This is a genomic window from Kineobactrum salinum, from assembly GCF_010669285.1.
Classification (GTDB): Bacteria; Pseudomonadota; Gammaproteobacteria; order Pseudomonadales; family Halieaceae; genus Kineobactrum; species Kineobactrum salinum.
This window is the reverse complement of sequence record NZ_CP048711.1, coordinates 992,876-1,019,030: the sequence shown is the minus strand read 5'-3', so window position 1 is coordinate 1,019,030 and position 26,155 is coordinate 992,876. Positions and strand designations below refer to the sequence as shown.

Sequence of the window (26,155 nt, the reverse complement as noted above, 5' to 3'; positions counted from 1 at the left end):
TGTCAAAATTTGCTTTTATTCTGAGCTTTACTAATGTGATCGATAGGGATACTGAAATGTTGCTTTGCACGCGTGATCGTTTCCGGGAGCAAACTGATGGAAAATAATGCGGCCTCGGCAGACAAGTCTTCGCTGTTCATGGACTTCGCCCGCTACTTCGATTTGTCCCTTGCATTGACTGAGGCCCAGCGCGCACTGGTCTATCAGGTGCGCTACCGGGTGTATTGCGAAGAGTTCGGCTACGAGCCGGTGGAGACCTTTGCCAATCACCAGGAAATTGACGGGTTCGACGACCAGTCGGTGCATTGCCTGGTGACCCATCGCGATTCGGGGCGGCCAGCCGGCTGTGTGCGCCTGGTGATGATGGACAACGATGAGCCCATGCCGCTGGAGCTGCACAGTGGCGGCTCCATGGATCACGGATTCATGCAGCGTTTCGCGGGCCAGCGCCAGACCTTGTGCGAGATATCCCGCCTTGCGGTGGACGGCGACTTCCGGCGCCGGCGGGGTGAGCAGGAAACCCGGTTCGGAACCAAGGACACGCTGCAGTTCCATACGCGCGAGAAGCGCACTTTTCCGCTGATCGCGGTCTCCCTGTTTCTGGCCGCGGCAGCCGTCGCGGAGCTAATGCACCGCAAACATTGCTTTGCCATTATGGAGCCGTTCCTGCCAGCCATTCTCAAGCGCACTGGCGTCGCGTTCCAGAGGGTGGGAGCGGACTTCGAGTTTCGCGGTATCCGGGCGCCCTACTATGCCGATCTCGACGACCTGGTACGCGATGCGCCGGATGAGTTGCGGTTGTGTTACGACGTGGTCAAGGCGCAGTTTGCAGAGGCACTGTGGCCTGCGGCGGGAGCCCGCAACGTAGCGCTTGGCGCTAATACGGCCCTGGGAGCGGAAGCTCCGGCGCCGCTGCTGCCGGGTTTTGCACCCTTGCCCGCTGCGCTGGCGCGCTGAACGAAGCCGGCGGTACACAGCAGGGGATTGATAAAAACACACTGCGGGACTGACAGGGTGAATATGATGGACATTGACGGTGCGATAGCCGCACTGCAGCAAGCGCTGGGCGATGATCATGTGCTGGTGGACCCGGCCGCTCTGCACCCCTACGAGACCGCGACCTTCCATACCGACAACGATGTGCCGGCAGTATTGCGGCCGGCGAATACGGCGGAAGTACAGGCATGCCTGCGCATTGCCAACCAGTTCCGGGTACCGCTGTATCCGATAAGCACCGGCCTCAACACCGGCTATGGATCCACGGTCCCCGCAGCGCCCGGCTGCATGGTGATGGAACTCAAGCGCCTCAACCGGATCATCGAATACAATGAGGATCTGGGCTACGTAACGGTGGAGCCCGGCGTGACCCAGCAGCAGTTGTATGATTACCTGCAGCAGCGCGATGCGCCCTTCTGGCTGGACGTCACCGGCGCTTCCCCGGCGCACAGCATGATCGGCAATATTGCCGAGCGGGGTTTTGGCCACACAGCCTACTCCGACCACTACGCCCATGTCGGTGGCATGCAGGTCGTATTGCCCGAGGGCGACCTGATCGCCACCGGTTTTGGCCAGTACGACAATGCCAAGGCTACCGGTGTCTATCGCTGGGGCGTGGGACCGCATTACGACGGCCTGTTCACCCAGTCCAACCTGGGGGTGATGGTGCAGGCCACCATCTGGCTGATGCCCAAACCCGAGTATGCCCAGTTTTTTGCCTGCCGCATCGCCCGGGACGAGGACCTGCCCGCACTGATCGAGCTGCTGCGGCCGCTGCGCCTGGACGGCACCGTTCGCAGTGCAATGCATATTGGCAATGACTACAAGATCATTTCTGCGATCCAGGGCTACCCCTGGGAACAGGCCGCTGGCGAGACACCGCTGCCGGAGGATGTGCTGCGGGCCAAAGTCAAGGAATGGGATTGCGGCCCCTGGAACGTGTCCGGGGCGCTGTACGGGTCCCGGGCGACCGTCGCCGCTGCCCGGCGGCGTCTGAAGCGCCAGCTCAAGGGCAAGGTGAGCCGCCTGCAGTTTCTGGACCAGCGCCTGTTGTGGCTGGCCGAGCGGGTGGCCAAACCCTACCAGTGGGTGACCGGGGTCAATCTGACGGAAATGATGAAGATGCTGAAGCCGGTATTCGGCATGACCCAGGGGGTGCCCAGTGCCGGGATGCTGCCCAGTAACTACTGGCGCAAGACGAGCATGCCCCCCGCCTCGGTGGACCTGAGTCCGGAACAGGACAATTGCGGGGTGTTGTGGCTTGCCCCGGTGGCCCCGACCAGCGGCGCCCATGTGGCGGCGATCTGGGATATCGTCAAGCATACCATGCTGAGCCACGGCTATGAGCCCGCCGTATCCATTACGCTGCTGACCGAACGCACGGTCGACTGTGTGGTCAATGTTTCCTACGACCGCGATATTCCCGGCGAGGACGAGCGCGCGATGGCCTGCCACGATGACATGCTGCAGCAGCTGTGCGCGGCGGGCTATTATCCCTACCGTCTGGGTATCCAGACAGTCGGAAAAATGCCGCCCCGAACGGCTGCCTACCAGAAATTTTTCCAGGGGCTGCGCCGGGAGCTGGATCCCAATGGTATTCTGGCCCCGGGGCGCTATCTGCCCTGATCGGCCAGGCCTCCTGAAGGGGGCCAAACCCGCGGTTTTGGCTTTGCCTGTCGAAGGCGGTAAGCTACCGCAACACTGGACCATTCACCGGAACCCTGAATAATGAAGCTTTGTCCCGCTCTCTGTATCCCGGCCGTCATTGCCCTCGCACTGGCGCTGGCAGCTTGTTCACCTTCTGTCTCGGAGGATGAGTTGTTGGCGCGCGCTCGCACCGCCCTGGACCAGGGCGATGCCCGCGCGGCCACCATCGATCTCAAGACTGCACTGCAGCAGGATGCGGACAATGCGGATGCCCGCCGGATGCTGGGAGAGGCCTACCTCTTCCAGCAGAACCCCGGTCCTGCCGTGGATGAGTTCGAGCGTGCGCTGACTGCCGGGGACGACCCGGATACCCTGACAGGTTACGCCCGTGCGCTGGTCGCCGCGGCGCAGGTAGAGAAACTGATGGAATTGCACGGGGAGGGCCGCTTCGACCGTGTGCAGCAGCAGCCGGACTTCCTCGCTGCGCTGGGACTGGCCCAGGCACAGGGCGGAGATACCTGGGCGGCGGAAGAATCCTTCGCTGCAGCCCGGGAGAAGGCTCCGGACAGCGTTTACGTCAACACTGCCTGGGCGCGCTACCTGCTGGGGCAGAAAAATGCCGTCGACGAGGCGCGGGAATTGCTCCTGGCCGTCGTTGAAACGGATCCAGAGTACGCCGAAGCGTGGAGCACGCTGGGTGACATATACCATGTCGGTGGGCAATTCGAGGATGCCCGGGACGCCTATACCAGGGCCACCGAACTGAACTCCTACCGGCTCACCGATCGGCTCAACCTGGTTTCCATGCATATTGAGCTGGACCAGCATGATGCAGCGGAGAAGGAACTCGCCCGGCTGCAGGGCATCATGCCGGATCATCCCGGCGTGAATCTGGCCCAGGGCCGGATCCTGCTGGAAGCGGGCGATGCCGCGGCGGCGCTGGAGGAATTCGCCAGCGTATTCAATGTGCTGCCCAACCATCGCGGCGGCCTCTACCTGGCTGCCATAGCCAACATCCGCGAGGGCAACTTTGCCACTGCCCGCACTCAGTTGACGACATTTCTGTCCAAAGAGCCGCGCCATTTGAATGCCCGCTTGCAACTGGCCACGGTCTACCTGCAACTGGGCGAGGCTGAGGCGGCGGAGGATATCGCACGCGAAATAGTCGAGGAGCATGAGATGAACTATCCGGCCATGGGGTTGTTGGCGACTGCGCTCAGCGCTCAGGGCCTGCATGTCGAAAGTGCCGAGATCTATCAGCAGGTGGCGCAGTCGCAACCGCAGTCCCTGGAGGCGCGGCTGGCTCTGGGATCGGAGTTGGTCCAGGCGGGTGAGCGCGAACGGGGCATCGTGGAGCTGGAGGCCGCCCGGGACTTGCAGCCGGACAACGCGGCGGTGCGGGAACGTCTGATCCAGGCGCATCTTGTTGGTGGGGATACCGCGGCGGCCCGCGCCGAGGCCGAAGCCTATCGTGAATTGCAGCCGGAGAGCCCCCGGCCGCTGCTGTTGCTGGGCCGCATTCTGATGCAGGACAAAGACTCCGAGGCGGCGGCCAGCTACTTTAGCCAGGCGTTGGAGCTGGAGCCGGGCAATGTCTCCGCCAACAGCGGCATGGCCGCGCTGAGGGTGCTGGATCGGGACCTGGAAGGTGCGCGCAAGCATTATCAGGCTGCGCTGCAGCATCACCCCGACGATGTCAACACCCTGGTCAACCTGGCTAAACTGGAAGAGCAGCTGGGCAATCACGGTGCAATGACCGATGCGCTGCGAAAGGCTGTTGAAAGTGATGCAGCGGCACTGGAGCCGCGTCTCGCGCTGGCGCGGGTACTGCTGCGGGGTGGCCGCAGCGGGGAAGCGGTGACGCTGCTGAACGAGGCGCGCGAACGTCACGCGGGCGAGCCCAGCCTGTGGCAGCTGCTGACAGCGATCCACGCCGAAGCCGGAGATTATGATGCCGCCGCGGACACCGGCAGGCGCCTGCTGCGGCTGGTGCCGGAGGAGATCTCTTCGCTGGCACTGGTGGCGCGGGTCGAGCTGCGAGCAGGCCGGGCCGGGCCGGCGAACGAGCATCTGCAAAAGGCACTTGAGCAGGAGCCCGACAATACCGACCTGCGCAAGCTGGAGACAGAGATTCTGCTGGCCCGCAACAAGCTGGATGAAGCGATGGCTGTGCTCCAGGCGCTGCCTCCGGAGGTGGCCGCCGAACCCGCAGTGAAGGTGACCAAAGCCCGCATTGACCTGGCCCGGGGAAGACCCGCCGCCGCGGAACCGCTACTGCGTGAGGCCATGGCGGAAGACCCGAATTCGATGACTGTAGGCTCCCTGGGCGGTGCACTTTGGGCCCAGGACAAGCGTGATGCAGCCGTGACATTGCTGCAGGAATGGCTGGCTGAGCATCCGGATGACGTAGCGGTGCGCAGCCAGTTGGCGTCCCACTACCTGCAGACCGGCCGGGAAGCTGATGCCCGTGCGGAATACGAGCGAGTGCTGGCCCAGGCACCGGACAATGTGATGATACTGAACAATCTCGGCTGGCTGTTCCGCCAGCAGGACCCACAGCGCGCGCTGGGCTATATCGAGAAGGCCTCGCGGCTGGCGCCCGACAACCCGCAGATCCGCGACACTCACGCAATGGTGCGGTATGAGTTGGGCGCCTATCCTGAGGCTTTGGCCCTGAACCAGCGGGCGCTGGATGATATGCCCGGCAATCCGGAGCTGCTATACCATCGGGCAGTGATCCTGAACGGCGCCGGCCAGGCCAGCGAGGCCAGGGAAATTCTGGAATCGCTGCTGTCAGAACCTGAGTTTCCCCAGCGGGACGAGGCGAGGTCCCTGCTCGCGCAGTTGCCGGAATCCTGAGCCGCGGGGGTCATGGGGCGGCCGGGGCAACCGTCGGTGAGCGGGGGCAGGGTCGCCGCGGTATTCACCGCGCTGGTGCGGCATCCCTGGTGGGCGCTGCTGCCCGCCACCGTGGTGCTGGTGCTGGCGCTGGGCGCGTTGCCGGAACTGGCCAAGGATACCCGCTCCGACGCCTTTCTGGCACCCGACAACCCGGCCCTGCTGTATCGCGACCTGGTCCGCGAGCGCTTCGGCCTCAGCGATCCGTTGCTCATAGCCCTGGTGGCGGATGGCCCCGAGGGCATTTACCGGCCTGACATACTGCAGGCTGTCGCCGATATCACTGCGGCGGTGAAGACCCTGCCCAATGTCGATGCCAACAACGTGGTCAGCCTGGCCACCGAGTCGCTGATCACCGGCGACGAGTTTGGCATCGAGGTACAGCCGATCCTCGACCCGATGCCGGCAACGGCTGCCGAAGTCGCTGCGATGCGGGCCGCGGTAGAAGACTTTCCGCTGCTGGTGGGCAGCCTGGTGGCCGCTGGTGGTGAGGCGACACTGGTGGTGGCACAGCTGGTGGATGAGGCCGACAGCGAAACCACCTACCGCGACATTCTGCAGCTGCTGGCCGGTCAGCCATTACCGCCGGGGCTGACTACCCATGTGGCGGGCGAGGGCGCCATAGCGGGCTATCTCGGCGCCTATATCGACGCCGACGCGCAGCGCCTGAACCCGCTCGCGGGTCTGATCATCCTGTCCATCATCGTGCTGGCCTTCAGGCGCCTGACCCCGGCGCTGCTGGCGGTGGTGATGATTGTCGCGGCGGTGGGGATCTCCCTCGGCATCATGGCAGCTCTGCAGATACCTTTCTTTGTGATCACCAACGCGCTGCCGGTCATCCTGATCGGTATTGCGGTCGCCGATACGATTCATATCTGCAGTCACTATTTCGATCAGCAGGCCGCCGCGCCGCAGCGCAGCCGCGAAGAACTGGTGGTGGCGACGATGACCGAGATGTGGCTGCCGGTTACGCTGACTTCGCTTACCACGGCGGCGGGCTTTCTCGGCCTGTATTTTGCCGCCGAGATGCCACCATTCCGGTATTTCGGCCTGTTTGCCGCGCTCGGGGTGGCCGTGGCCTGGCTGTATACCCTGCTGGTCCTGCCGCCGTTGATCATGCTCGGGCGAATGCAGGTGCACCAGAGTTTCATCAACCGTCGGCGTCAGGGCCAGGTGGATGTGGCGGGCCGGCTGCTGGCCGGCTGCGCCTGGCTGACCCGGCGCGGGGCCCTGCCACTGGTGCTGATCTGTGCCCTGTTGGCGCTGGCCGGCGGCTGGGCGGGCAGCAAGCTGCAGGTGGACGACGACCGTATCCGCCTGTTCCACAGCGACGAGGCCATTGTCCGGGCCGACCGGGCGATCAACCGCTACTTCAATGGCAGTACGACCCTCGATATCGTGATAGAGACGGCAGAGCCGGAGGGATTGTTCGAGCCCCGGGTGCTGCGCAAAATCGAAGCTCTGCAGGACTACGCCGGCAGTCTGCCTCATGTGACGGGCAGCTCCAGCATCGTGGACTATCTGAAACAGATGAATCGGGTCCTGAACAACAACGAGTCCGCAGCCTATGCGCTGCCCGGGAGCCGCGAGCAGGTGGCCCAGTACTTTCTGCTGTACAGTTTTTCGGCCGACCCGGCGGATTTCCAGCAGGAGATCGATTACGACTACCGTTCCGCCAATGTACGCCTGACGATGAACCACGGCGGCTACCAGCAGATCAAGCCGGTAGTGGAAGCGCTGGAGCGCTACCTGGCGAGCGAATTCCAGGGCGAGGTCCGGGCCACGCTGAGCGGCCGTGCCAGCCTGAACTATCACTGGGTCCGCAACATCGGGGAGAGCCATCTGGCGGGATTGCTGATCGCGCTGGTACTGGTCTGGGCCGTCTCCAGCCTCAGCTTTCGTTCCGCCCTGGCCGGGGTATATACTCTTGTGCCGGTTGTTGTGGCGGTGCTGCTGGTTTACGCTTTCATGGTCCTGAGGGGCATGACCCTGGGGGTGGGCACCTCGATGTTCGCGGCGGTGGCCATTGGCCTGGGGGTGGATTTTGCCATTCACACCATCAGTCGCCTGCGCTATCTGTATAAGGAAAACGGCGCTGAGGAGCAGCAGATGTTCACACAATTCTATGCCACCACCGGCCGCGCGCTGTTGCTCAATGTGCTGGCCGTCGCCAGCGGTTTCGGGGTACTGATTGTCAGCCAGATTTCCCAGCTCAGTGATTTCGGCTATATCGTGATGCTGTCCATGGGCGTCAGCTTTCTCGCCAGCGTGACGCTGTTGCCGGCGCTGGTAAAACTGCTGCGGCCCGCGTTTATCTACGGTACCGGCACTGTCCGCCGGAGCTTGCTGCCGCTGTTGTTCAAGATACTGCTGGTTGTCGCCCTGGCGGCCACCTGGCTGTTCCAGTCTGCGCGCGCCGCAGAGGTAGAGCCTGGCACCGAAACAGAGCCTAGTAGTACTGAAACAGAGCCTGGCACCGAGGCAGAACTGTGCGCGGAGGAGGTCGTGACCCGGGTTAACGCGGTACCACAGGGTGAGCAGGTGACCAGGGAATTGCTGTTTCGCACCACCGACAAGCACGATCGCAGCCGCGAACGGGAAACGGTGAGTTACCGCCGCTTCTTTGGCGATGAACGCCGCGTGGTGCTGTTCTTCACCGCACCTGCCAACATACGCGATACCGCGGTACTGACCTGGGACTATGCCGATCCCGCCCGCGAAGATGACCAGTGGTTGTACCTGCCGGCGCTGCGCAAGGTACGGCGTATCCCGGCCTCCGAACGGGGTGACTATTTCCTCGGCACCGATTTCAGTTTCGAAGACATGAAGCTCGATGGCAAACTGAGCGCGGATGATTATCACTACAGCCTGGCGGAGCCCACTGAGCCCGGCAGTTATACTCTGGAGGCGGTGCCGGTGTCGGAGGCGATCGCGGAGGAACTCGGTTATTCGCGTACGCTGGCAGTGGTCGATCCCGCCCACTGGATCGTGACCCGGGTGGATTTCTGGGATCTGGATGGCGAACACCTGAAGACCCTGCACGCCCGTGACATCCGCCAGGTGGACGGGATCTGGACCCGCCATCAGCTACTGATGGAGAACCACCAGACCGGGCACCGTACCGAACTGGAGTTTCGCGCGGTGGACTACCGCTCGGAGGTGAATGAACGGGTGTTTACCCAACAGGCCTTGCGGCGCGGTTTATAAATGGAATACAGAAATTGTTTATTGCTACTGGCGGTCCTGGCGGGGCTCCTGTACGGCCCCGCGGCTGGGTCGGCAAACGCCGGCGGCACGACGGTCGTGGAAGATGTGCGGGTGGGCCTGACCCCGGGCCGTACCCGGGTAGTACTGGACCTGACGAGCGCGCCGACCTACCGGGTGCTGCCGCAGGACGACCCTGAAGCCATTGCCATCGAGCTGGAACAGGCGGAACTGTCGGCGCCGGCAGGCTCCAGCGAGCGCTTTGCTGGCTCTTCGGTCCGGCAGCTGAACAGCGCGGTAGTCGACGACGGCAGGCTGCGCATTGAGCTGCTGCTGCGCCAGCCTGACCTGCGGCTGCGGGCTTTCCCCATGCCGCCCGGCGGTGGGCGCGGGCATCGCCTGGTGTTGGACCTGTATCAGGACGCCACCGCCGGCGAGCCGGAAGCGGCGCCGGTAGCGACTGCGGAGCCCGGGCCCGGGGAGCGGCGTATAAGCAGGGAGGCGGGCGCCTCAAGACTAGATACCCAGGCACCCATGCAGCAAGCTGCCGCGCCGCAGACGCAGGGCGCGGATGCCGGGACTGAGCCGGGGTCCACACCGGCGCAGGCCCGCTCGCGGCAGCCAACTTCCCCCGGTCTGGAGATCAGCTTCAGCGGCACACTGGAGCAGGAGTGGGCCTATGCCAGTGCGCGCAACCGCAACCAGAAATTTGAAACCCTGATTCAGCCGCGCTGGGATGTCGGGTTGCCCGGCGGTGGCGCCAGCGTCACCGCGATCGCCCGCCTGCGCCTGGACGCGGTCGGGGATCTGGGGCCCGATGCCAGCAAGCCGGACAACTACTCCTCCGCCACCGCGCCCTGGCACAACAACAGTCACAGCGCGCTGTCGCTGCGCGCGTTGTATCTTGATTTCCGCGCCGCGGGAGCCGACTGGCGCCTGGGCAAGCAGCAGGTCGTCTGGGGCAGGCGGACGGCGTCAAGGTGCTGGATGTGGTCAACCCGCAGAGCTACCGCGAGTTCATCCTGGACGACTTTGACCAGTCGCGGATTCCGCTGTGGATGGCCAACATCAATCTGCCGGTGGGCGATGCGGCCAACCTGCAGTTGCTGTGGATTCCCGATACCACCTATCACGAACTCGCTGAGCCTGGCACACCCTTTGCCGCCCGTTCACCCCGCCTGCTGCCGCCGCTGCCGGTAACAGTAATTGCCGAGGCGGAGCGTCCCGACAACCCGCTGCGCGATGGCGACTTCGGTTTTGCGCTGAGAAGCTTTGTTGGTGGCTGGGATCTGAGCCTGAACTACCTCTACCACTACCTCGACACTCCCGCCCTGCGCGTGCGCCCGCTGGCGACCGGCCAGCTGCTGCTGGCGCCCGAATACCGCCGCAGCCACATGCTGGGGGGGACCTTCGGCACCGCCCTGGGCTCCGTCACGCTGCGCGGCGAGCTGGCCTATAACAGCGATACCTACCAACCGCTGGCCAGCCTTCGCAACGCGGCCGTGGGCGAATCCGCGGAGCTGTCCTCGGTATTGGGACTGGACTGGATGCCCGGCGGCGATACGCTGGTCAGCGCCCAGTGGTTCAACAGCTACCTGCCGGACCACGAACCCGACATGAACCGGGATTCCGCGGAACAGTTGCTGACCCTCCTGTATCAGCAGGACTTCGTCAATGCCACCTGGCAGTTCCGTGCGCTGGGCATGCATTCAACCAACGATGGCGACTCGCTGCTGCAGCTCAAGTTGCGTTACTGGTTGCGCAGCAATCTGGAGTTGTGGGTGGGGGCGGATATATTCGAGGGCAGCCGGCGGGGCCTGTTCGGCCAGTACGACAGTGAGGATCGGTTGTTGTTCGGGTTGCAGTACGGGTTCTGAGCATAGGAGCATGATATTTGGTGGTTTCTGGACAGGGCGATGGCGGAATTTGGAGCGGAGTCCAAAGCTAGAATCGAAGGCAGGGAACGGCGCTCCCCTCTCGGGACCGTCGGAGGCATGGATGCCGACGCCGAGCGTAGGGCCTGCCCCATGAGCGCAGCGAATGCTTTGGGCACATGGATGTATTCACAGCGTGTCCCGAGAGGGGAGCGCCGTTCTCGGCCGCCACCCACCGCCCTCACCAGCTACGATCCGGCCCGAATCAAGGATGGGGAAACTCCACCGCTCGCAGCGAGCGCGGAATAGTGAGTCGCAGCGGTTCCTCGCCCGCCAATAGCAGCGTGATGGCATCGGCTTCGACGTCCATCGTAATTCCGGGTGGATCCCGCTCCTCACCCTGCAGGTCCAGAGTCATCACCACCAGAAACTCATGCAGCTCATCCGCTATCCCCGGTTGCACCTCCAGCCGCCAGGCGCCGGCCTCGATGTCCTGTTTGCGCGCTATGGCCGCCTGCACGGCGCCGTCCTGGTCATAGTTCACCCCGTCGACGAAGAACTCAAAGCCGGGACCGCCGATCTTCTCCACCGCCGCCGATGCTGGCAGCAGTACCTGCCCCTGGAGGACGCCGCCGGCCATGCTCTTGTCCGGGTCGGGTGGGGTGGCGATACGGAAATGTGAATCGCGAATCTGCGGTTCCCGCAGGCTGTGCAGCAGCCACTTCTTGCGGAACCGGGGTTCAGTGCCGCGCACCCGGTCGTAGACTACAACGATATCGTGGCGGCGGTTGTAGATGAAGCTGCGCTGATAGCTCTCCACCCGGCGGCTGCGGGCGGAGAAATCTCCCTGGCCCGAGCGGCGGTTGCGGTAGGCGGGCGTGAGGTCCGCCACCATCCAGACATAGTCCCGGGTCGCTCCCTGCAGGCGACGGTCCACGGTGCTGTAGTCCTCCTGTTGCTGTACCCAGTGCAGGTAGTCGAGCGGCGCAACCCGGCCCCAGCCGGAGCCCACCCGGCGCTGGCCGCCGTCGTTGGCAATCGGGCGCGGCTGTTCACCAGCGCGCCTGGGTGGCATGGGCACTGTATCGGCGGGGTCGGTGACGGTGACGAGGTTGTGGGCGATGGACTGGTAGCTGTAGTTCAGGTGGTGGTCTGACTGTGATCGCGGCCCATACAGGCCGCTGTCGATGGCAAGTGCGCCGCCCTTGAACAGAGTAAACGCGCCCTGGTCCAGGTGCATGTGGGACCAGTAGTTGTCGCCGGCCTTGAAGCTGACCCAGCTGGCGTCGGGGCTCCAGTCCGAGCGTGCAATCAACAGGCCGATGCCGTCGAAAAAGCGGCTGGTGGGTAGCTGCTCCCGTGCTTCGGGGTCGTGCAGGGAGGCCTGGGACAGCGGGCCCCAGGGCCAGGCCGTCGGGGCGGGGCGGGTAGGGGGCTGCGCCAGCGTGTAGGCGGGCTTGTGCTGGTATTCAATGGCCAGCGCAGCCAGGTCGGGGATCGATCGGTTGAAGAAGCTGGCGTCGCCGAGGCGCATGTGGGTGCCGTCGGGGCGGGTGCGGTAGATGGCAAAATCGAGGAAGCCACGAATGCCGGACTCACCCTGGAACAGATCTTCGCCGGTGGCCTGGCGCCACAATGCGGGCAACTGGTAGATGGCCTGGCCGATGCCGATGCCGACATATTCGCCGCCCTCGTGCCAGCCGCCATTGTCGCCCATCACCTGGCGCCAGACCGGCAGTACCCGGTTGCGCCAGTAGTCGGCGGTAAAGCGCATGCAGCGGTCATCGGCGCCGTCCCCGTGGCTCGCCACAGCGGCCATCATCAGTGCCTGCAGAGGACTGTTGTACAGGTAGACGTTGTAGGGTGACAGTGCCAGCCGGTTGCGGATGGTATCGATCTGATAGTCGCAGGCCTGTTCGAGCCGCTGCCGCAACTGGCGTCGCTGGCTGTCGGTCCAGCTGGCATGGAGCCAGTCATAGGCCACGGCCAGTGGTTTCGTCTGCTGCTGGCCCCGGCCGGTGAACTGCAGCGCCAGCAGGTCGCGGTGCAACCGCGCCAGGTCAACCGCGCCGGGCTCGACCCGGGCCATCAGGATGCGCGAATACAGTTCGCCGTTGGCAGCTGCGCGCCTGTGACGCTCCCAGAAGGCCGGATTGAATTGCTCAATCAGCTCGATATCCGCCTGGTCCGGAGCGGGCAGGCGCGGATGCCCGTAGCGGAAGCCCGGCAGTTCGGGCGCCGCCAGCGAATCGATATCCGGCAAATTGTAGGGGCTATAGTCATCCGTAGAGCCGGCAAGGAAGCGGGCGGCTACCACCAGCGCAGACACGAGCGCCAGCGCCAGCAGCACCTCACGGCGGTAGTTCCGTCCCGCCACCGGCCGGGCGGCGCGAGCTGGAGCTGCCGGAGCAGTGGTGGTCGCACTGTCTCCCCAGCGCCAGCGACTGGCCATTGCCCAGGCGGCCAGCGCTACCAGGACATCGGTGATATCTGCGTGGCGCCCGGGCACATACTGCTGATACCACTCCAGCGCAAACACCACGATCAGCAGTCCGAGGCCCTGCAACAGCCAGAATGAACGTCCGCGGGGCCGACGCGGTGACAGCACGAAAGCCAAGGCGACAAATACCCAGATGGTTTCCAGCAGATTGGCGAGGCCGTGTACGCTGTGGATATGACCGCGCAGCAGGACCCAGTTCATGCTGCGCAGGGAGGTATCGGCCAGCGCAGGCTGCAGCACGCCGTGGCTGTAGAAGGCCGCCAGCGCCAGCAGTCCCAGCAGCCGCAGTCGGGCGGGTGGAAAGCGCTGCAGCAGCAACAGCAGCGGCAGCATGCAGATGGCAGCCAGCAGCGCCTCGCTGGAGAGCACCCGGCCGAGAAGGGGGACCTTGATCAGCAAGACCCCCAGCATGGCCAGCGCCAGCCAGCCAGCACGGCCCCTGGCCGGTCGCAGCGTCGCCAGTGCCACAGCGCCTACCCCGAGCAACATCAGCGCGTAGCTGGTGAAGCGCACCCCGGACAACGCCTCGCCGCCAACAAGCGTGGCTTTCAGCGGCGCCAGCCCGGCGCGCAGATTGCCGAGGTCCAGCGAGGGCACGAAAGGCAGCCACTGTGACAACGCCCACAGGACCAGGGCGCACAGACCCAGCCGCCCCAGCCCGGGCTCCCGCAGGCTGGCTTGCAGCTGCGCCGCGAGACCATGCAGCAGTGGCACCTGCGACATCGCGGCAGCGGCGAGCGCGCCCAACACGGTGCCGGTGGTGTTCAGGGCCAGATCCGCCAGCGAGCTTGTTCGGCCGGGCAGGAAGGTCTGGCCGAATTCCAGCAGCAGCGACAGTGCCGCGCCGGTCAGGGTGGCCAGTACCACGCGCCGCGGCGCCGCACCGCCGAGCAGCAAGCCGAGCAGCAGGCCCAGGGGCATGTAGACAATCAGGTTGAGAATGACATCGGAGCGCGGACTGTGCGCCGGCCACTCCAGCGCCAGCAATGCGCCGGGGCCACCGCGGGACCAGTCCCAGTCACTCAGCGGGAACCAGGTTCCATAGACAAGCAATGCCGTGTAGGCGAGTGCGAGCAACGCCAGCTGTGTCCGGTTCCGGATCATGGAGAATGGTATTCCGTCACCCTCGTCCTCACCCGCATGCGGTGATGCCACCTTGGTGGGTACTAGCTGTAAACCAGCGACCAGAACAGGCTGAAAACAATCGCGGCGGCTGTCAGTCCCAGGGCATAGCCCCACCATGGCAGGTCCCGGCGCTTGCTGCCGCGCCGGTCGGGTGCACCGCGTTCTGACTTGCGCCGATCCCGCGTGATCACAATTGCTGCTCCGTTTATTTGAGCCCGTATTTTTCCAGCATACTGTACAGGGTAGGGCGCGTCACGCCCAGCAGGGCCGCCGCCTCCGAGACATTGTCGTCGGCGTGGCCCAGGGCGCGAATGATCGCCTCCCGTTCGGCCGCTTCGCGCACCTGCCGCAGGTTCAGGGGCATGCCCTGCAGGCCTTCCGGGCTGGTTTCCAGCTCCAGGTCCTCCGCGCTTACCTGGCTGCCTTCGGCCATGATCGCGGCGCGCTTGATGCGGCTTTCGAGTTCGCGGACATTGCCTGGCCAGGCGTAGTGCTCTATGGCATTGAGGGCGCCGGCATCGAAACCCTTGACCCCGGTGCCCAGTTCGGCGGCAAACCGCGCCAGAAACGCCTTCGCCAGTACTGCGGCATCGCCGGTGCGCTCCCGCAGCGCGGGAATGTTGATGGTCATCTCGCTGACCCGGTAGTACAAATCCTCGCGGAAACGGCCTTCGCGCATCTGCTGTTCCAGATCCTGGTGGGTGGCACAGACGATACGCACGTCGACGGCAATTTCCTTGCGGCCGCCGATTCTTTCCACCACCCGCTCCTGCAGGAAGCGCAGCAGCTTGGCCTGCAATTCCAGCGGCAGGTCGCCTATTTCATCGAGGAACAAGGTTCCCTGGTGGGCGAATTCGATCTTGCCGGGAGTCTGTTGATTGGCGCCGGTAAAGGCGCCTTTCTCGTAGCCGAACAGTTCGCTCTCCAGCAGGTTCTCGGGAATTGCGGCGCAGTTGATAGCCACCAGCCGGTTGCCGCCGCGGGGGCTGAGTTCATGCAGGGCCCGGGCGAAGCGCTCCTTGCCGGTGCCGCTGGCACCAAGCAGCAGCGTGGTGATATCCGTGGGTGCGATTTTTTCGACGGTGCGGCAGACCTTCAGCATTTGCGGACTGATGGCGATAATGCCCCGCAACGGCATGTTTTCGTCGGCTTGTTGCAGGCGCCGGTTCTCGATTTCCAGTTCAAACATGTGGTAGGCCCGGTCCACCAGCAGTGCCAGCAGTTCGGCGTCAGCCGGCTTCTGGTGGAAGTCATAGGCGCCGCCGGCAATGGCCTTGACCGCGTTGGCGCGATCGTTGTCGCCGGTGACCACGATCACCTTGGTTTCGGGAGCCAGGCTCAGGATTTCCCGCAGCGTGGCCAACCCTTCGGTCACCCCGCCCGGATCCGGCGGCAGCCCGAGATCCAGCAGTACCACGCCGGGCTGGAAGCGGCGCAGTGCCGTGATGGCCTCGCTGCGCTCGCCGGCGACGGCGACTTCGTAACCGTCGAAGGCCCAGCGGAGCTGGCTCTGCAGTCCCTTGTCATCTTCCACCACCAACAGGTGTCTGGTTGTTGTCTTCGCCATGTCGTTTCCGTTCGTCTGTCAATCAGTAGGGGCGCCGCTCGCCACCGGCAGCGTGACCTGGAATACGCTGCCCTGGCCCTGCGCACTCTGCACCTGGATATCGCCGCCAATCTGGCGGATGTACTCGCGGCTTTCGAAGGCGCCGATGCCCATGCCGGTCAGTCCCTTGGTGGACTCGAATGGGCGGAACAGGCGCTCCCGCAGGAACTGCTCGTCCATGCCGCGGCCGTTGTCGCTGATATCCACCCTGACCTGCGCGTCCTCGTTGTGCAAGCTCACGGTGACAGCGCCGTCGGGGGGGGTCGCTTCCTGGGCATTCTGGATCAGGTGGTTGAATACGGTGGCCAGGCGTTCGTCATCTGCCTCGACCTGAAAATCACTGTCTCCCGGAGCCAACTCCGGCACTGGTTTGGCTCCGCTGCGGCCGGCAACGACTTGTTGTAACAGGGGCCTCAGCAGTACCTGTTCGGCGCTGGTACTGCGCAGGCCGGTGCGCATCTGCTCCATCAGTCTCTGCATGCGCGCAACCGAGTTTTCCACGGTGCTGATCATGTCATCTATGAATGCCGGGTTGTCGCGGTGGCGCGCGGCATTGGACACGATCAGTGACTGCTGGGCCAGAATATTCTTCAGATCGTGGACCACGTAGGCAGACAGCCGGTTGAAGGCGTCGAACTGGCGTGCTTCCACCAGCGCCTGGCTGGCCAGGTGCTGCGCCAGGTGGCTGGCGGCCTGGCGGCCGGCGGTCTTGAGCAGGTCCCGGTCCTCCCAGTTGATGCTGTGCTTGAAGGTAGATCTCTTGAGCATCAGCACTCCCTCGATCCGCTCCCGGAAGACCAGCGGAATGATCAGCCACAATTGCGTCTCCTGCAGCAACCAGGGGGCAGCTGCAGGTCGCCATAGAGATCGGGTACTCGGCGCCATTCCTGCAGGTCTATCACCCAGTCCCGCTGTTGCAGCCAGGCGGGTAGTGTTCCCAGTCCCTTGTGCGCCTGCTCGGGCGGTGGCATTTCCCAGTGGGCCAGCAGCCGCATTGGCTGGCCTTCGCTGCCGCCCCAGAGCAGGCCCGCGGGACTGCTCACCAGCGGCGCCATGGTCCGGATGATGCCCTCGGCAACATCCTGGTTCAGTCCCGCCAGGGCCTGGGTGAACTTCAGCCATTCATCGCGGTAATCATAGCGGTAGCTGAAGAAATGCTTGCTCAGCTGGACCCGCAGCAGGGCGCGAAACTTGCCGGAGAACAGCAGGCTGAACAGCAATACGCCGGCTGCGGCCAGAAAGCCCAGCTGCAGTACACCGCCCCAGCTGCCGCCCAGGTACTTGATGAAATAGCCGATTACCGCCATGCCCAGCAGGTACAGGCCGGCGCCCATCAGGGTCACAGTGTGAAATACCACCTGGCGGGACAGGTGCAGATTGACCCGCCAGTTGCTGTTGCGGGCAATGGCCACAGCCAACCAGGGGGTGGCCACAGCATTTACAAGTCCGCGTGCCTGCCACAGTTCGGCATCCAGTTGCCGGAATAGCAGGGCCTCGGAATACATGAAGAAGTCAAAGGCAAACAGCGCTCCCAGGCCGAAACACAGATACTTCAGGGACCAGCGTTCGCCCTGGCTGGCATTGCGGTACAACTGCTCGATGACCAGCAGGCCAATCAATGCCAGTACCAGCCACAGCAAAATCGCGAACTCGTAGACCAGGACAAGAGCTGGAGAATCGGGTGCCAACAACGCAGGAGCCAGGACCAGAGCCAGCGCGCCGGTCAGTGTGACCAGGAACGCTCGGCGCCAGCGGCGACCGTGGACTGACCAGGGGGTATCATCACTCTGCAGGCCCAGCAGTTGCAGCAGGAAAAAGAGCCAGGCGGCGTTGCGGGCCAGTTCCAGTAGCTGGATCAAAGCCATTGGCTCATAGTCGTGCAGCGCGCCAAAGGCGATTGCGGCGGCCCAGCCACTGGTGGCGCTGCAGGCCACCAGCAAGGCGGGCCCCAGTGGTCTGACTCGCCACTGCAGGATCAGCAGGGCTGCAAGTACCGCAAAACTGGTACTGGCAACCAGGTGGGTAAAGAACCCGATGTTCTCCAGCATGTCGATGTGTCTGTCCCCGAAGGGGCTGTCACCGGCCTGTGCTGGCCGGGTCGCCCTGCTAAACTGTGGCCGCTGTCACGCTTTGGCATGGCCGTGGTAACCCGGAGACCTTATACTCCCACCCTCACAGTGTAAACGTCGACAACGTGCAAGCGAGAACCGCCGCACAAAACAGAGCTCCGGCGCTGCCGGAAGCCGGATCCGGACAAGGAAGGCTGCAGACAGTGGAAGAATCATTTCAGGCTACAGAACACCGGTTGCGTGCTGCTCCCGCTACCTGGCTTGTCACCGGAGCAGCCGGTTTCATCGGCTCGCATCTGGCGGAGACCCTGGTCGGGCTGGGGCAGAGGGTGGTGGCGCTGGACAACTTCGCCACCGGCTACCGCCATAATATCGAAGCCGCTGAGCAGGCCTGCGCCGCTGGCGGGGAGCTGCGCTTTGTGGAGGGAGACATCCGCTCGCTGGAAGACTGCCGGCAGGCGGTCGCGGGAGTCGATTATGTACTGCACCAGGCGGCGCTGGGCAGTGTGCCGCGCTCACTGGAAGATCCCCTGCTCACCAATGCGGTCAATATCGACGGTTTCGTCAATGTGCTGGTGGCCGCACGCGACGCGGGAGTACGGCGCGTCGTCTATGCGGCCTCTTCGTCCACCTATGGCGACCATCCGGGATTGCCCAAGGTGGAAGATAGCATTGGCAAGCCGCTGTCACCCTATGCCGTGACCAAGTACGTGAACGAATTGTATGCAGACGTGTTCAGCCGGGCCTATGGCATGGAACTGATCGGCCTGCGCTACTTCAATGTGTTTGGTCCGCGCCAGGATCCCCAGGGCGCCTACGCTGCTGTTATCCCGCGCTGGTTCGGGGAGATGGTGGACGGCAAGAGCTGCCGGATTAATGGCGACGGTGAGACCTCCCGCGATTTCTGTTTCATCGACAATGTGGTGCAGGCCAATCTGCTGGCGGCCATGGTGAATGATCCGGCAGCGGTGGACCAGGTCTACAATGTCGCGTTTGGCGGCCGTACCACATTGAACGAACTGTTCTACACTATTCGCGATCTGCTGGCCGAGCACCGGCCGGAGTTGGCCCAAGCGCAGCCACAGTACGATGACTTTCGCGAGGGCGATGTGCGGCACTCGCAGGCTGACATCGGCAAGGCCGCCAGCTTGCTGGGCTACCGGCCTGCCTTCGATGTGTCCGCGGGGCTGGCGCGCACCGCGGAATGGTTCGAGTCCCGATCAAAACGCTAGACTACAGGCATGCATGCTATGAATGAGACCGTGGGGATTGTCGGCCTGGGCTATGTCGGCCTGCCGTTGGCAGTGGCTTTTGGCAGCCGTCGCCGGACAATTGGTTTTGACCTCAACGAACAGAAGCTGAACCACTATCGCGAGGGTCATGACCCCAGCGGCGAGGTGAGCCGGGAGCAGCTGGCCGCGGCGTCGCAGTTGGAGTTCACCACCGATCCCGCGCAATTGGCCGAGGCCTCCATCATTATTGTGGTGGTGCCGACCCCGATCGATCATGCCCACCGCCCCGACCTCAGCCCGCTGGAGGGTGCTTCGCGTACGGTGGCCGCTCATCTGCGTCCGGGTACCATCGTCATCTATGAATCCACCGTCTACCCCGGCTGCACCGAGGAAGTGTGTGTGCCGCTGCTGGAGGCCGGCTCCGGCTTGCAGTGGGCGGGCCGCGACGGTGCTGCAGTGGCTGCGGAGCAGGGCTTTTTCATCGGTTACTCGCCCGAGCGCATCAACCCGGGCGACAAGGTTCACCGGCTCGAAACCATCACCAAGGTGGTCTCGGGCGACACTCCCCAGACCCTGGAACGGGTGGCGCAGCTGTACGAGAGCGTGGTCGAGGCCGGGGTTCACCGGGCCGCCAGTGTCAAGGTCGCCGAGGCTGCCAAGGTGATCGAGAATACCCAGCGCGACCTGAATATCGCGCTGATGAACGAGCTGGCGCTGATTTTCAACAAGCTCGGCATCGACACCCTGGACGTGCTGGAGGCGGCCGGCACCAAATGGAATTTCCTGCCGTTCCGGCCGGGCCTGGTGGGCGGTCATTGCATCGGGGTCGATCCCTACTACCTGACCTACAAGGCGGAAAGCGTCGGCTACCACCCGCAGGTGGTGCTGGGCGGGCGCCAGACCAATGACGGCATGGGCAAATTCATTGCCGAGCAGACCGTGAAGCAGCTGGTCGGGCGGGGTCACCCCGTCGCCGGGGCTCGAGTGATCGTCCTGGGGCTGACCTTCAAGGAAAACTGCCCGGACCTGCGCAACTCGCGGGTGGAGGATATCATCCGCGAACTGCAGGATTATTGCTGTGATGTGATTGTCCACGACCCGCTGGCCAGCCCGGAAGAGGCTCAGCTGGAGTACGGCGTAACCCTGACCCCTGGAGTGAGTTGCCAGCGGCTCATGCGGTGGTGCTGGCGGTCCCCCATGCCGACTATCTGGCGCGCGGGCTGGATGTGGTGCTGCCGCTGCTGGGCCCCAATGGGGTGGTAATGGATGTGAAGGGTGTGCTGGACCGGCAGCAGGCGGCGGCCAGTGGGCTGGCATTATGGCGTCTGTAAGCTATGATGATGCCTGCGGTGAGGGTTTGGTTTCGGGTGTCGATTTTTTTTACAATGAATACGGCAGGTCTCCACTGATAGTGTGATCTGATTGGCAAAAGCACTGAAATATCAAGAGATTAAGATTGCGGTATGATTTTTGCTTGCTACACTTGAAGCACGCATTCGGGACGTTGATCCATTACTGGACAGCTGTCCATGGGAAGCGACATTCAACCCAGAGAGCACGGGACGATGAACGACACAGACGAAAGCAACAAGCAGACGTTGGACAAGCCCACCACGGGGCCGAAGCGACGCGCCTTCGTCAAGACGGCAGCAGGCGCCGCTCTATTGAGCACCGTGGTCAGCCGGCCGGTGTGGGCCAGTCACTGCTCCATTTCCGGCAATTTGTCCGGCAATTTGTCCGGCCAGCACGATGAGGAGCCCTGTACACTGGTGTCCTACAGCCCCGGCGGGTGGCTCAACGGATCCGCCAACCACAATGGGTTGTGGGAGCACACCGGCCTCAACCCCCAGACGCCGGTGGCCCGGCTGCTGGGTCCGATCAATACCAGCGACGGTCCTTCCACTCGCGAGGACAAGAAAAAACCGGGGCTTGGCGCAGAATCCACCATTGCAGACGCACTTGGCGGCGGTAACCACGGTTGGGAGCGGCAGTGTGCCTCCGCAGCGTTGAATGCCTTGTTGTGGGAGAATCTGCTGCTGGCCTGCGAGGGTGACCCCGGTGGCTGCAGCATTCTGGACAAAGTGGATCCCGAGTTTTATTTCCCATACACGCTCGGCGACATCCAGGCGGTCTATCAAGGGGGCCCCAACGGCACGTATCTGAGCCTTTGGGAGCAGTCGCAGACCATCGATTGAGCCCGGGAGGACGCGAGATGCGGCATTTCACTGCCGCTCCGGGCCTGATCATCAGGGAACTCGATGGCGTCAAGGTGGTGTATGACGGGCGCTCGGGCGACACCCATTTTATAGCCGGGGCCGGTGCCGTGTTGATGGACGAGCTTGGCGGCGGGGCGATGGCTGAAGCTGATATTGCACGGCATTGGTCCACTGTCCAGGGCGCAGCCGGGTCCGATACACTGCCCGCGGAGCTGGAAGAATTCCTGACCGGGGCTGTCGAAGCTGGTATTCTCCGGGCACGATAAATTACTGCCCAGGCCTTGCCGGTGACTCAGTACCATGCCAACCTGGCCATCGGGCCGTTCACATTTGCAGTAGCCACTGACAACGCCGCGGTCGCAGCGGATCTGCAGCGCATTTATCAACACGTTGCATTACCCGCGCGCCCGGACTTCGTGGATTTTGATCTCTCGGTCCGCACCCGTCTGCCCTGGCGCCGCTTCATCAAGCCCCAGGTCGATTTTTTCCGCAATGAGCAGCGTCCGTTCAAACCCCTGCCGCGGGACCAGGGCTATGCGATGCTGGAGTGGGGCATGAACTGGTGCGTGGCGAACCACGCCCACCAGTATCTGATCGTGCACGCAGGGGTGGTGGAGCGTAACGGCAAGGCCATCGTGATGCCGGCGGTGCAGGGGGCGGGCAAGAGCACCTTGACCGCTGCCCTGGCCTATTCGGGCTGGCGCCTGTTTTCGGATGAACTCGCGCTGCTGGGGCTGGCGGATGCGCAGGTGCATCCGTTCCCGCGCGCAATCAACCTGAAAAACGATGCGGTGGGTATTATCGCCGATTTCATCGGCGGCGGCGTCTTCAGCCGCACAGCCCACGATACCAGCAAGGGCTCCGTGGCGCTGCTGCAGCCTCCTGTCGACAGCCTCCGTGCGATGCGGACTCCGGCGCCGCCTGCGGTGGTGGTCTTTCCGAGCTATGTCCCCGGTTCGGGTGTCAGGCTGACATCACTGCCCCGGCCAGCCGCTTTTGAGGAGGTGATTGGCCATTGTTTCAATTACCACCTTTTGGGGCTGGAAGCCTTCGAATTGCTGTACGGCATGTTTTCGCGCTGTGAATGCTATCGCCTGGAATACAGCGATTTTGCGCTGGCCGATGCAGCCCTGACCGAGTTGGTGGCCTGAATGAACCTGCTCACTCAGGTATTGCGGGAGCCGGAACGGCTGGCAGACCTCGGCGCGGCGGAGTTTTTCGAGCTGGCGGTACAGGCAGATGCGGCCGGTTTGCTGGGCCGGATCTGGCACCTTGCCCAGCGTGAGGGCATTGGTCTGCCGGACTATGCCAGCTGGCATTTCAGCAGTGCCCACAAGCTGGCGGCGCGGCAACAGGCACAAGCGCTGTTTGAACTGGAGGAGCTGTCCGGGCTGTTTGCCCGGCTTGGGATCGACTGGGTGGTGCTCAAGGGCGCGGCCTATATCGCGCTGCAGTTGCCGGTGGCGCAGGGCCGGACCTTCGCCGATATCGACATTCTGGTGCCCCGCAAGCATCTGACCCTGATCGAGCGCCAGCTGCGCATGCGCCACTGGGTGCGCAGCCACGTGGACGACTATGATGATCACTATTATCGGCAATGGATGCATGAAATTCCGCCATTGCGTCACGCCCGACGCGGCACGATCCTGGACGTACACCACAACATCCTTCCATTGACCAACCGCAGCGTGCCGGACGTTCGGCAATTCGAGCTGCAGTGCCACCAGCATCCCCGGCTCGGCCCGGTGCATACCCTGAGCGACACGGACCTGTGTATCCACTCGGCGGTGCACCTGTTTGCCGAGGGCGAGTACCAGAACGGGCTGCGTGACCTGTCGGATTTTCAGCTGCTGCTGCAGCGTTTCACAGCGCAGGATGCCGGATTTGTCCCCCGGCTGCTGCAGCGCGCCGACACACTGGGCTTGCTGCCATATCTGCAACCGGCGCTGGCTGAGTGCCACCGGCTGCTGGCGGCGCCGGTACCCGAGCAGTGCCTGCAACCGGTAGCAAGGCGCAATGTGGTGCTCGCCTGGGCCTGGCGCAGGATTTTTACACCGTCCCATTCCAGTTGCCGCCTGCCCGGGCATTGGCTGGCCGCGTTCTTGTTGTACTGCCGCGGACATTTTCTGCGAATGCCACTATACTTGCTGCTGCCGCATTTGCTCAAAAAGGCCTGGCGGCGCCGGTTCGACGAGGCCAGGACAGTGGGCCAGCGCACTTAGCGTTTGTGAAGGATGTCACAACCGCAGGTGTGCCGGGGAGGGACCCTTGCTATACACAGTGTTTGAATGCAACATTCCTACGCACACCAGCCATTTTTCGTAGTGACGAGTCGCCATGTACGACCAGTTCTACCGTTTCAATGCCGAGCCCTTCCGGCTCAGCCCGGATCACGCCTTTGCCTATGCGCACAAAGGCTATACCAAGGCGCGCGCCTACATGGCCTACGCCTTTCTGCGGGCAGAAGGGTTTGTCATGATCACCGGACGCCCGGGAACCGGTAAAACCACGTTGATAGGGGCGTTACTGGATCAACTGGCGGGTGAGAATGTAACCCTTGCCAACCTGGTGTGTACCCAGCTGCAGGCGGATGACCTGCTCAAGCTGGTTGCCTACGAATTCGGGGTTGCCCCCGCGGTCGTTCACAAAGGTGAGCTGCTGCAACGTCTGACACAACAGCTCAAGTCCTGGTACCGGGACGGAAGGCGCGCTCTGCTGATTGTCGATGAGGCACAGGACCTTTCGGTTTCCGCAATGGAGGAGCTGCGCCTGCTGACCAACATCCAGGTCGACGGCAGGCCGTTGTTGCAGATCTTTCTGCTGGGGCAGCCGGAGTTGCGCGAACTCGTACTCAGCCCCGAACTCGAGCAGGTACATCAGCGCATAGTCGCCGCCACCCATCTGCGGCCGCTGGAGCTGGATGAGACCGAGGCCTATATCCTGCATCGGCTGGAAGTTGTGGGCTGGTGCGGGGATCCGTCGATAAGCCGTGCGATATTCCCGCTGGTGTACAAGTTCAGCGAAGGCATTCCCCGGCGTATCAATCTGATATGCAGCCGCTTGCTGCTGCATTGCGCGGTAGAGCAAAGACATCGCGTCACTGTGGCCGACATGCAGGAAGTGGTACGCGAGCTGCAGGACGAGAGCCTTGCGGCCGGTGCTGGCTTTACTGATCGGGACTTCCAGGTTGAAGACGAGTTTGATGCGCCTGCGCCGGGGGAGGATGATCCGCAGGTGGCTGGCTCGCCGGACGCTGCCGGCTCTGCACAGGTTGCAGCCGGTTCGCGACAGGAGCCGGGCGCGACCGCCGCAGATTCCGCAGCGGTTGGGCAGGAGACAGGAGTGCCTGGAGATAATCGCTCCACTGCGTCGGAGGGTGCGGCAGCGCCCGGCCAGGACAGTGCGCCGCCTCCTGATATGGCTCAGCAGATGGAGCAGCTGGTGCATGAGGCTGCCGAGAGCCGCAGCAGCGAGCGCCAGCATCTTAAAGTGGTCTCCGGCGCAGCCGGGGACGCAGCTGTGCGCTCGCGGATGGCAGAGGAGCTGCCGGAGCGGCAACAGCAGGTCAGTGCGTCGGGTTCCACCTTTGTTCCACTGCAGCCGTCCCAGGCGGCGACCATGAGGGCCCCGGTGCCGGCGGACAAACGCGGCAGGGCTTCCCGGCGGCAGCCGCGAAGCCGCGATGAAATAGCCGCCCTGGCAGCACAGACGGTGCCAGCGAAGGAGGCCGCGGTCACGGAAGTCTTGTCTGTTCCGGGGGAAACCAGGCGGCCCCATGCCCGTGCGCCGTCTTCCTCCAGACGCGTCGGGCGCAACCGCAGCGATTTCTGGACAGTGACCATCATATTGCTGATCTCGATCATTCTGGTGTCGTGGGCAGCGACAGGATTCATGGGCGGGCCTTGTGGTGGGTCCCGTTTTATAAATAAAAGATCGTATAGATGTGATGCATGTCACACTGGCTGGTTACACTTGCCGTAGATTAGACTATGGTTTGATCTGTTTGACGGACTGGACTTCAAGAAAAAGCAGCGGCCGCGGGCGGCCCGAAGGAGCAGGAAAATGAACACAGGATCTCAGGTATCGCAATCCACAGGCTTTCTGGCACTGGTGGGGGCGCTGCTGACACTTTTGTTGAGCGGGTGTGGCTCCAGCCCCACGGTGTCTGAGACAGACCGTCTCGATATCCCGGATTACAATTACATCATTGGCCCGGGCGATACAATGGAAATCTTTGTCTGGGGCAATGAGGAACTTTCCACGACCGGTATTGTACGGCCGGATGGCAAGTTCACCACCCGTCTGGTGGAGGATCTGCCCGCCAGCGGCAAGACCTCCACCGAACTGGCGCGGGATATCGAGGAAGCCTACGCCGAGTATGTACGCCAGCCGGTGGTCAGCGTTATCGTCAACGGCTTTGTCGGCGTGCCGCAACAGCAGGTGAGAGTGGTCGGCGAGGCCGCTGATCCTGCCAGCATCCCCTATTCCCAGCACATGACATTGCTGGACCTGATGATCGCAGTGGGTGGAATGACAGAATATGCGGCGGGCAACCGTTCGGTGTTGATACGGACCTTTTCGGGACGGCAGGAATCCTTTGACCTGCGGCTGGATGATCTGCTCAAGGATGGCGATATCTCCGCCAACATGGCGTTGCGTCCCGGCGATATCGTGATCATTTCAGAGTCCTGGTTCTGAACCTGTATCAGCAGCCTCGTATTGAAGCCGGGCGATATCGTCAATATCTCCGAGTTCTGGTTATGAGCATTGCATCAGACAGATACCGGT

Annotated in this window: 16 protein-coding genes and 2 pseudogenes; 14 read left to right on the top strand and 4 right to left on the bottom strand. The window is 63.3% G+C overall.

All coding sequences use genetic code 11. The annotated features are described in order from the left end of the window. Positions 1 to 96: 96 nt before the first annotated feature. The 6 genes and pseudogenes from G3T16_RS04390 to G3T16_RS22735 all read left to right on the top strand — a co-directional run bounded on the left by G3T16_RS04390 (position 97) and on the right by G3T16_RS22735 (position 10,622). Positions 97 to 957, top strand: coding sequence for a PEP-CTERM/exosortase system-associated acyltransferase (locus G3T16_RS04390; RefSeq protein WP_163493990.1), 861 nt, complete (start codon positions 97 to 99; stop codon positions 955 to 957). A gap of 63 nt (positions 958 to 1,020) precedes the next feature. Continuing rightward, entirely contained in the window at positions 1,021 to 2,622 is a 1,602-nt protein-coding gene (locus tag G3T16_RS04385) for an FAD-binding oxidoreductase (RefSeq protein ID WP_197911894.1), read from the top strand. Positions 2,623 to 2,724: 102 nt separating this feature from the next. Continuing rightward, positions 2,725 to 5,502, top strand: a complete 2,778-nt coding sequence (gene prsT / locus G3T16_RS04380; RefSeq protein WP_163493989.1) for an XrtA/PEP-CTERM system TPR-repeat protein PrsT — start codon at positions 2,725 to 2,727, stop codon at positions 5,500 to 5,502. A gap of 36 nt (positions 5,503 to 5,538) precedes the next feature. Continuing rightward, complete coding sequence (locus tag G3T16_RS04375) at positions 5,539 to 8,748, top strand: outer membrane lipoprotein-sorting protein (RefSeq protein WP_197911893.1); 3,210 nt, start codon at positions 5,539 to 5,541, stop codon at positions 8,746 to 8,748. Further along, a pseudogene (locus tag G3T16_RS22740) lies at positions 8,749 to 9,138 on the top strand (AMIN domain-containing protein); the annotation flags it as partial. It lies immediately after the preceding gene. Positions 9,139 to 9,803: 665 nt separating this feature from the next. Beyond that, positions 9,804 to 10,622, top strand: coding sequence for a DUF1302 family protein (locus G3T16_RS22735; RefSeq protein ID WP_332102862.1), 819 nt, complete (start codon positions 9,804 to 9,806; stop codon positions 10,620 to 10,622). A gap of 262 nt (positions 10,623 to 10,884) precedes the next feature. Here G3T16_RS22735 and G3T16_RS04365 read toward each other — a convergent pair whose 3' ends face one another. The 4 genes and pseudogenes from G3T16_RS04365 to prsK form a co-directional block, all read right to left on the bottom strand. Next, positions 10,885 to 14,223, bottom strand: coding sequence for a VanZ family protein (locus G3T16_RS04365; RefSeq protein WP_163493986.1), 3,339 nt, complete (start codon positions 14,221 to 14,223; stop codon positions 10,885 to 10,887). Positions 14,224 to 14,285: 62 nt separating this feature from the next. After that, on the bottom strand, positions 14,286 to 14,435 hold the full coding sequence (locus G3T16_RS04360) for a hypothetical protein (protein WP_163493985.1): 150 nt from the start codon (positions 14,433 to 14,435) through the stop codon (positions 14,286 to 14,288). A gap of 14 nt (positions 14,436 to 14,449) precedes the next feature. Further along, entirely contained in the window at positions 14,450 to 15,811 is a 1,362-nt protein-coding gene (gene prsR, locus G3T16_RS04355; protein ID WP_163493984.1) for a PEP-CTERM-box response regulator transcription factor, read from the bottom strand. 18 nt (positions 15,812 to 15,829) lie between these two features. Further along, a pseudogene (gene prsK / locus G3T16_RS21655) lies at positions 15,830 to 17,898 on the bottom strand (XrtA/PEP-CTERM system histidine kinase PrsK). 224 nt (positions 17,899 to 18,122) lie between these two features. Between prsK and G3T16_RS04345 the strand changes: the two are divergent. The 8 genes from G3T16_RS04345 to G3T16_RS04310 all read left to right on the top strand — a co-directional run bounded on the left by G3T16_RS04345 (position 18,123) and on the right by G3T16_RS04310 (position 26,065). After that, positions 18,123 to 19,151, top strand: coding sequence for an SDR family oxidoreductase (locus G3T16_RS04345; protein ID WP_163493983.1), 1,029 nt, complete (start codon positions 18,123 to 18,125; stop codon positions 19,149 to 19,151). Between the two features lie 18 nt (positions 19,152 to 19,169). Beyond that, on the top strand, positions 19,170 to 20,414 hold the full coding sequence (locus tag G3T16_RS04340; RefSeq protein ID WP_232059262.1) for a nucleotide sugar dehydrogenase: 1,245 nt from the start codon (positions 19,170 to 19,172) through the stop codon (positions 20,412 to 20,414). Between the two features lie 302 nt (positions 20,415 to 20,716). Beyond that, on the top strand, positions 20,717 to 21,346 hold the full coding sequence (locus tag G3T16_RS04335; protein WP_163493982.1) for a hypothetical protein: 630 nt from the start codon (positions 20,717 to 20,719) through the stop codon (positions 21,344 to 21,346). A gap of 17 nt (positions 21,347 to 21,363) precedes the next feature. After that, positions 21,364 to 21,633 (top strand): HPr-rel-A system PqqD family peptide chaperone, encoded by a 270-nt coding sequence (locus tag G3T16_RS04330; RefSeq protein WP_163493981.1) that lies wholly within the window; start codon positions 21,364 to 21,366, stop codon positions 21,631 to 21,633. A 21-nt stretch (positions 21,634 to 21,654) separates the two neighbouring features. Next, complete coding sequence (locus G3T16_RS04325) at positions 21,655 to 22,518, top strand: HprK-related kinase A (RefSeq protein ID WP_197911889.1); 864 nt, start codon at positions 21,655 to 21,657, stop codon at positions 22,516 to 22,518. Next, a complete protein-coding gene (locus G3T16_RS04320; protein WP_163493980.1) occupies positions 22,519 to 23,589 on the top strand; it encodes a nucleotidyltransferase domain-containing protein in 1,071 nt (356 codons plus the stop codon). A gap of 115 nt (positions 23,590 to 23,704) precedes the next feature. Continuing rightward, a complete protein-coding gene (locus G3T16_RS04315) occupies positions 23,705 to 25,348 on the top strand; it encodes an AAA family ATPase (protein WP_163493979.1) in 1,644 nt (547 codons plus the stop codon). Between the two features lie 81 nt (positions 25,349 to 25,429). Then, entirely contained in the window at positions 25,430 to 26,065 is a 636-nt protein-coding gene (locus G3T16_RS04310; protein WP_163493978.1) for an XrtA/PEP-CTERM system exopolysaccharide export protein, read from the top strand. Positions 26,066 to 26,155 lie beyond the last annotated feature (90 nt).

What these genes read in the sequence shown, in the direction of transcription:
- G3T16_RS04390 (WP_163493990.1), top strand. Translation starts at nt 97, where the DNA reads ATGGAAAATAATGCGGCCTCGGCAGACAAGTCTTCGCTGTTCATGGAC.
- G3T16_RS04385 (WP_197911894.1), top strand. Translation starts at nt 1,021, where the DNA reads ATGATGGACATTGACGGTGCGATAGCCGCACTGCAGCAAGCGCTGGGC.
- prsT (WP_163493989.1), top strand. Translation starts at nt 2,725, where the DNA reads ATGAAGCTTTGTCCCGCTCTCTGTATCCCGGCCGTCATTGCCCTCGCA.
- G3T16_RS22735 (WP_332102862.1), top strand. Translation starts at nt 9,804, where the DNA reads ATGGCCAACATCAATCTGCCGGTGGGCGATGCGGCCAACCTGCAGTTG.
- G3T16_RS04365 (WP_163493986.1), bottom strand. Translation starts at nt 14,223, where the DNA reads ATGATCCGGAACCGGACACAGCTGGCGTTGCTCGCACTCGCCTACACG.
- prsR (WP_163493984.1), bottom strand. Translation starts at nt 15,811, where the DNA reads ATGGCGAAGACAACAACCAGACACCTGTTGGTGGTGGAAGATGACAAG.
- G3T16_RS04340 (WP_232059262.1), top strand. Translation starts at nt 19,170, where the DNA reads ATGAATGAGACCGTGGGGATTGTCGGCCTGGGCTATGTCGGCCTGCCG.
- G3T16_RS04335 (WP_163493982.1), top strand. Translation starts at nt 20,717, where the DNA reads ATGAACGACACAGACGAAAGCAACAAGCAGACGTTGGACAAGCCCACC.
- G3T16_RS04330 (WP_163493981.1), top strand. Translation starts at nt 21,364, where the DNA reads ATGCGGCATTTCACTGCCGCTCCGGGCCTGATCATCAGGGAACTCGAT.
- G3T16_RS04320 (WP_163493980.1), top strand. Translation starts at nt 22,519, where the DNA reads ATGAACCTGCTCACTCAGGTATTGCGGGAGCCGGAACGGCTGGCAGAC.
- G3T16_RS04315 (WP_163493979.1), top strand. Translation starts at nt 23,705, where the DNA reads ATGTACGACCAGTTCTACCGTTTCAATGCCGAGCCCTTCCGGCTCAGC.
- G3T16_RS04310 (WP_163493978.1), top strand. Translation starts at nt 25,430, where the DNA reads ATGAACACAGGATCTCAGGTATCGCAATCCACAGGCTTTCTGGCACTG.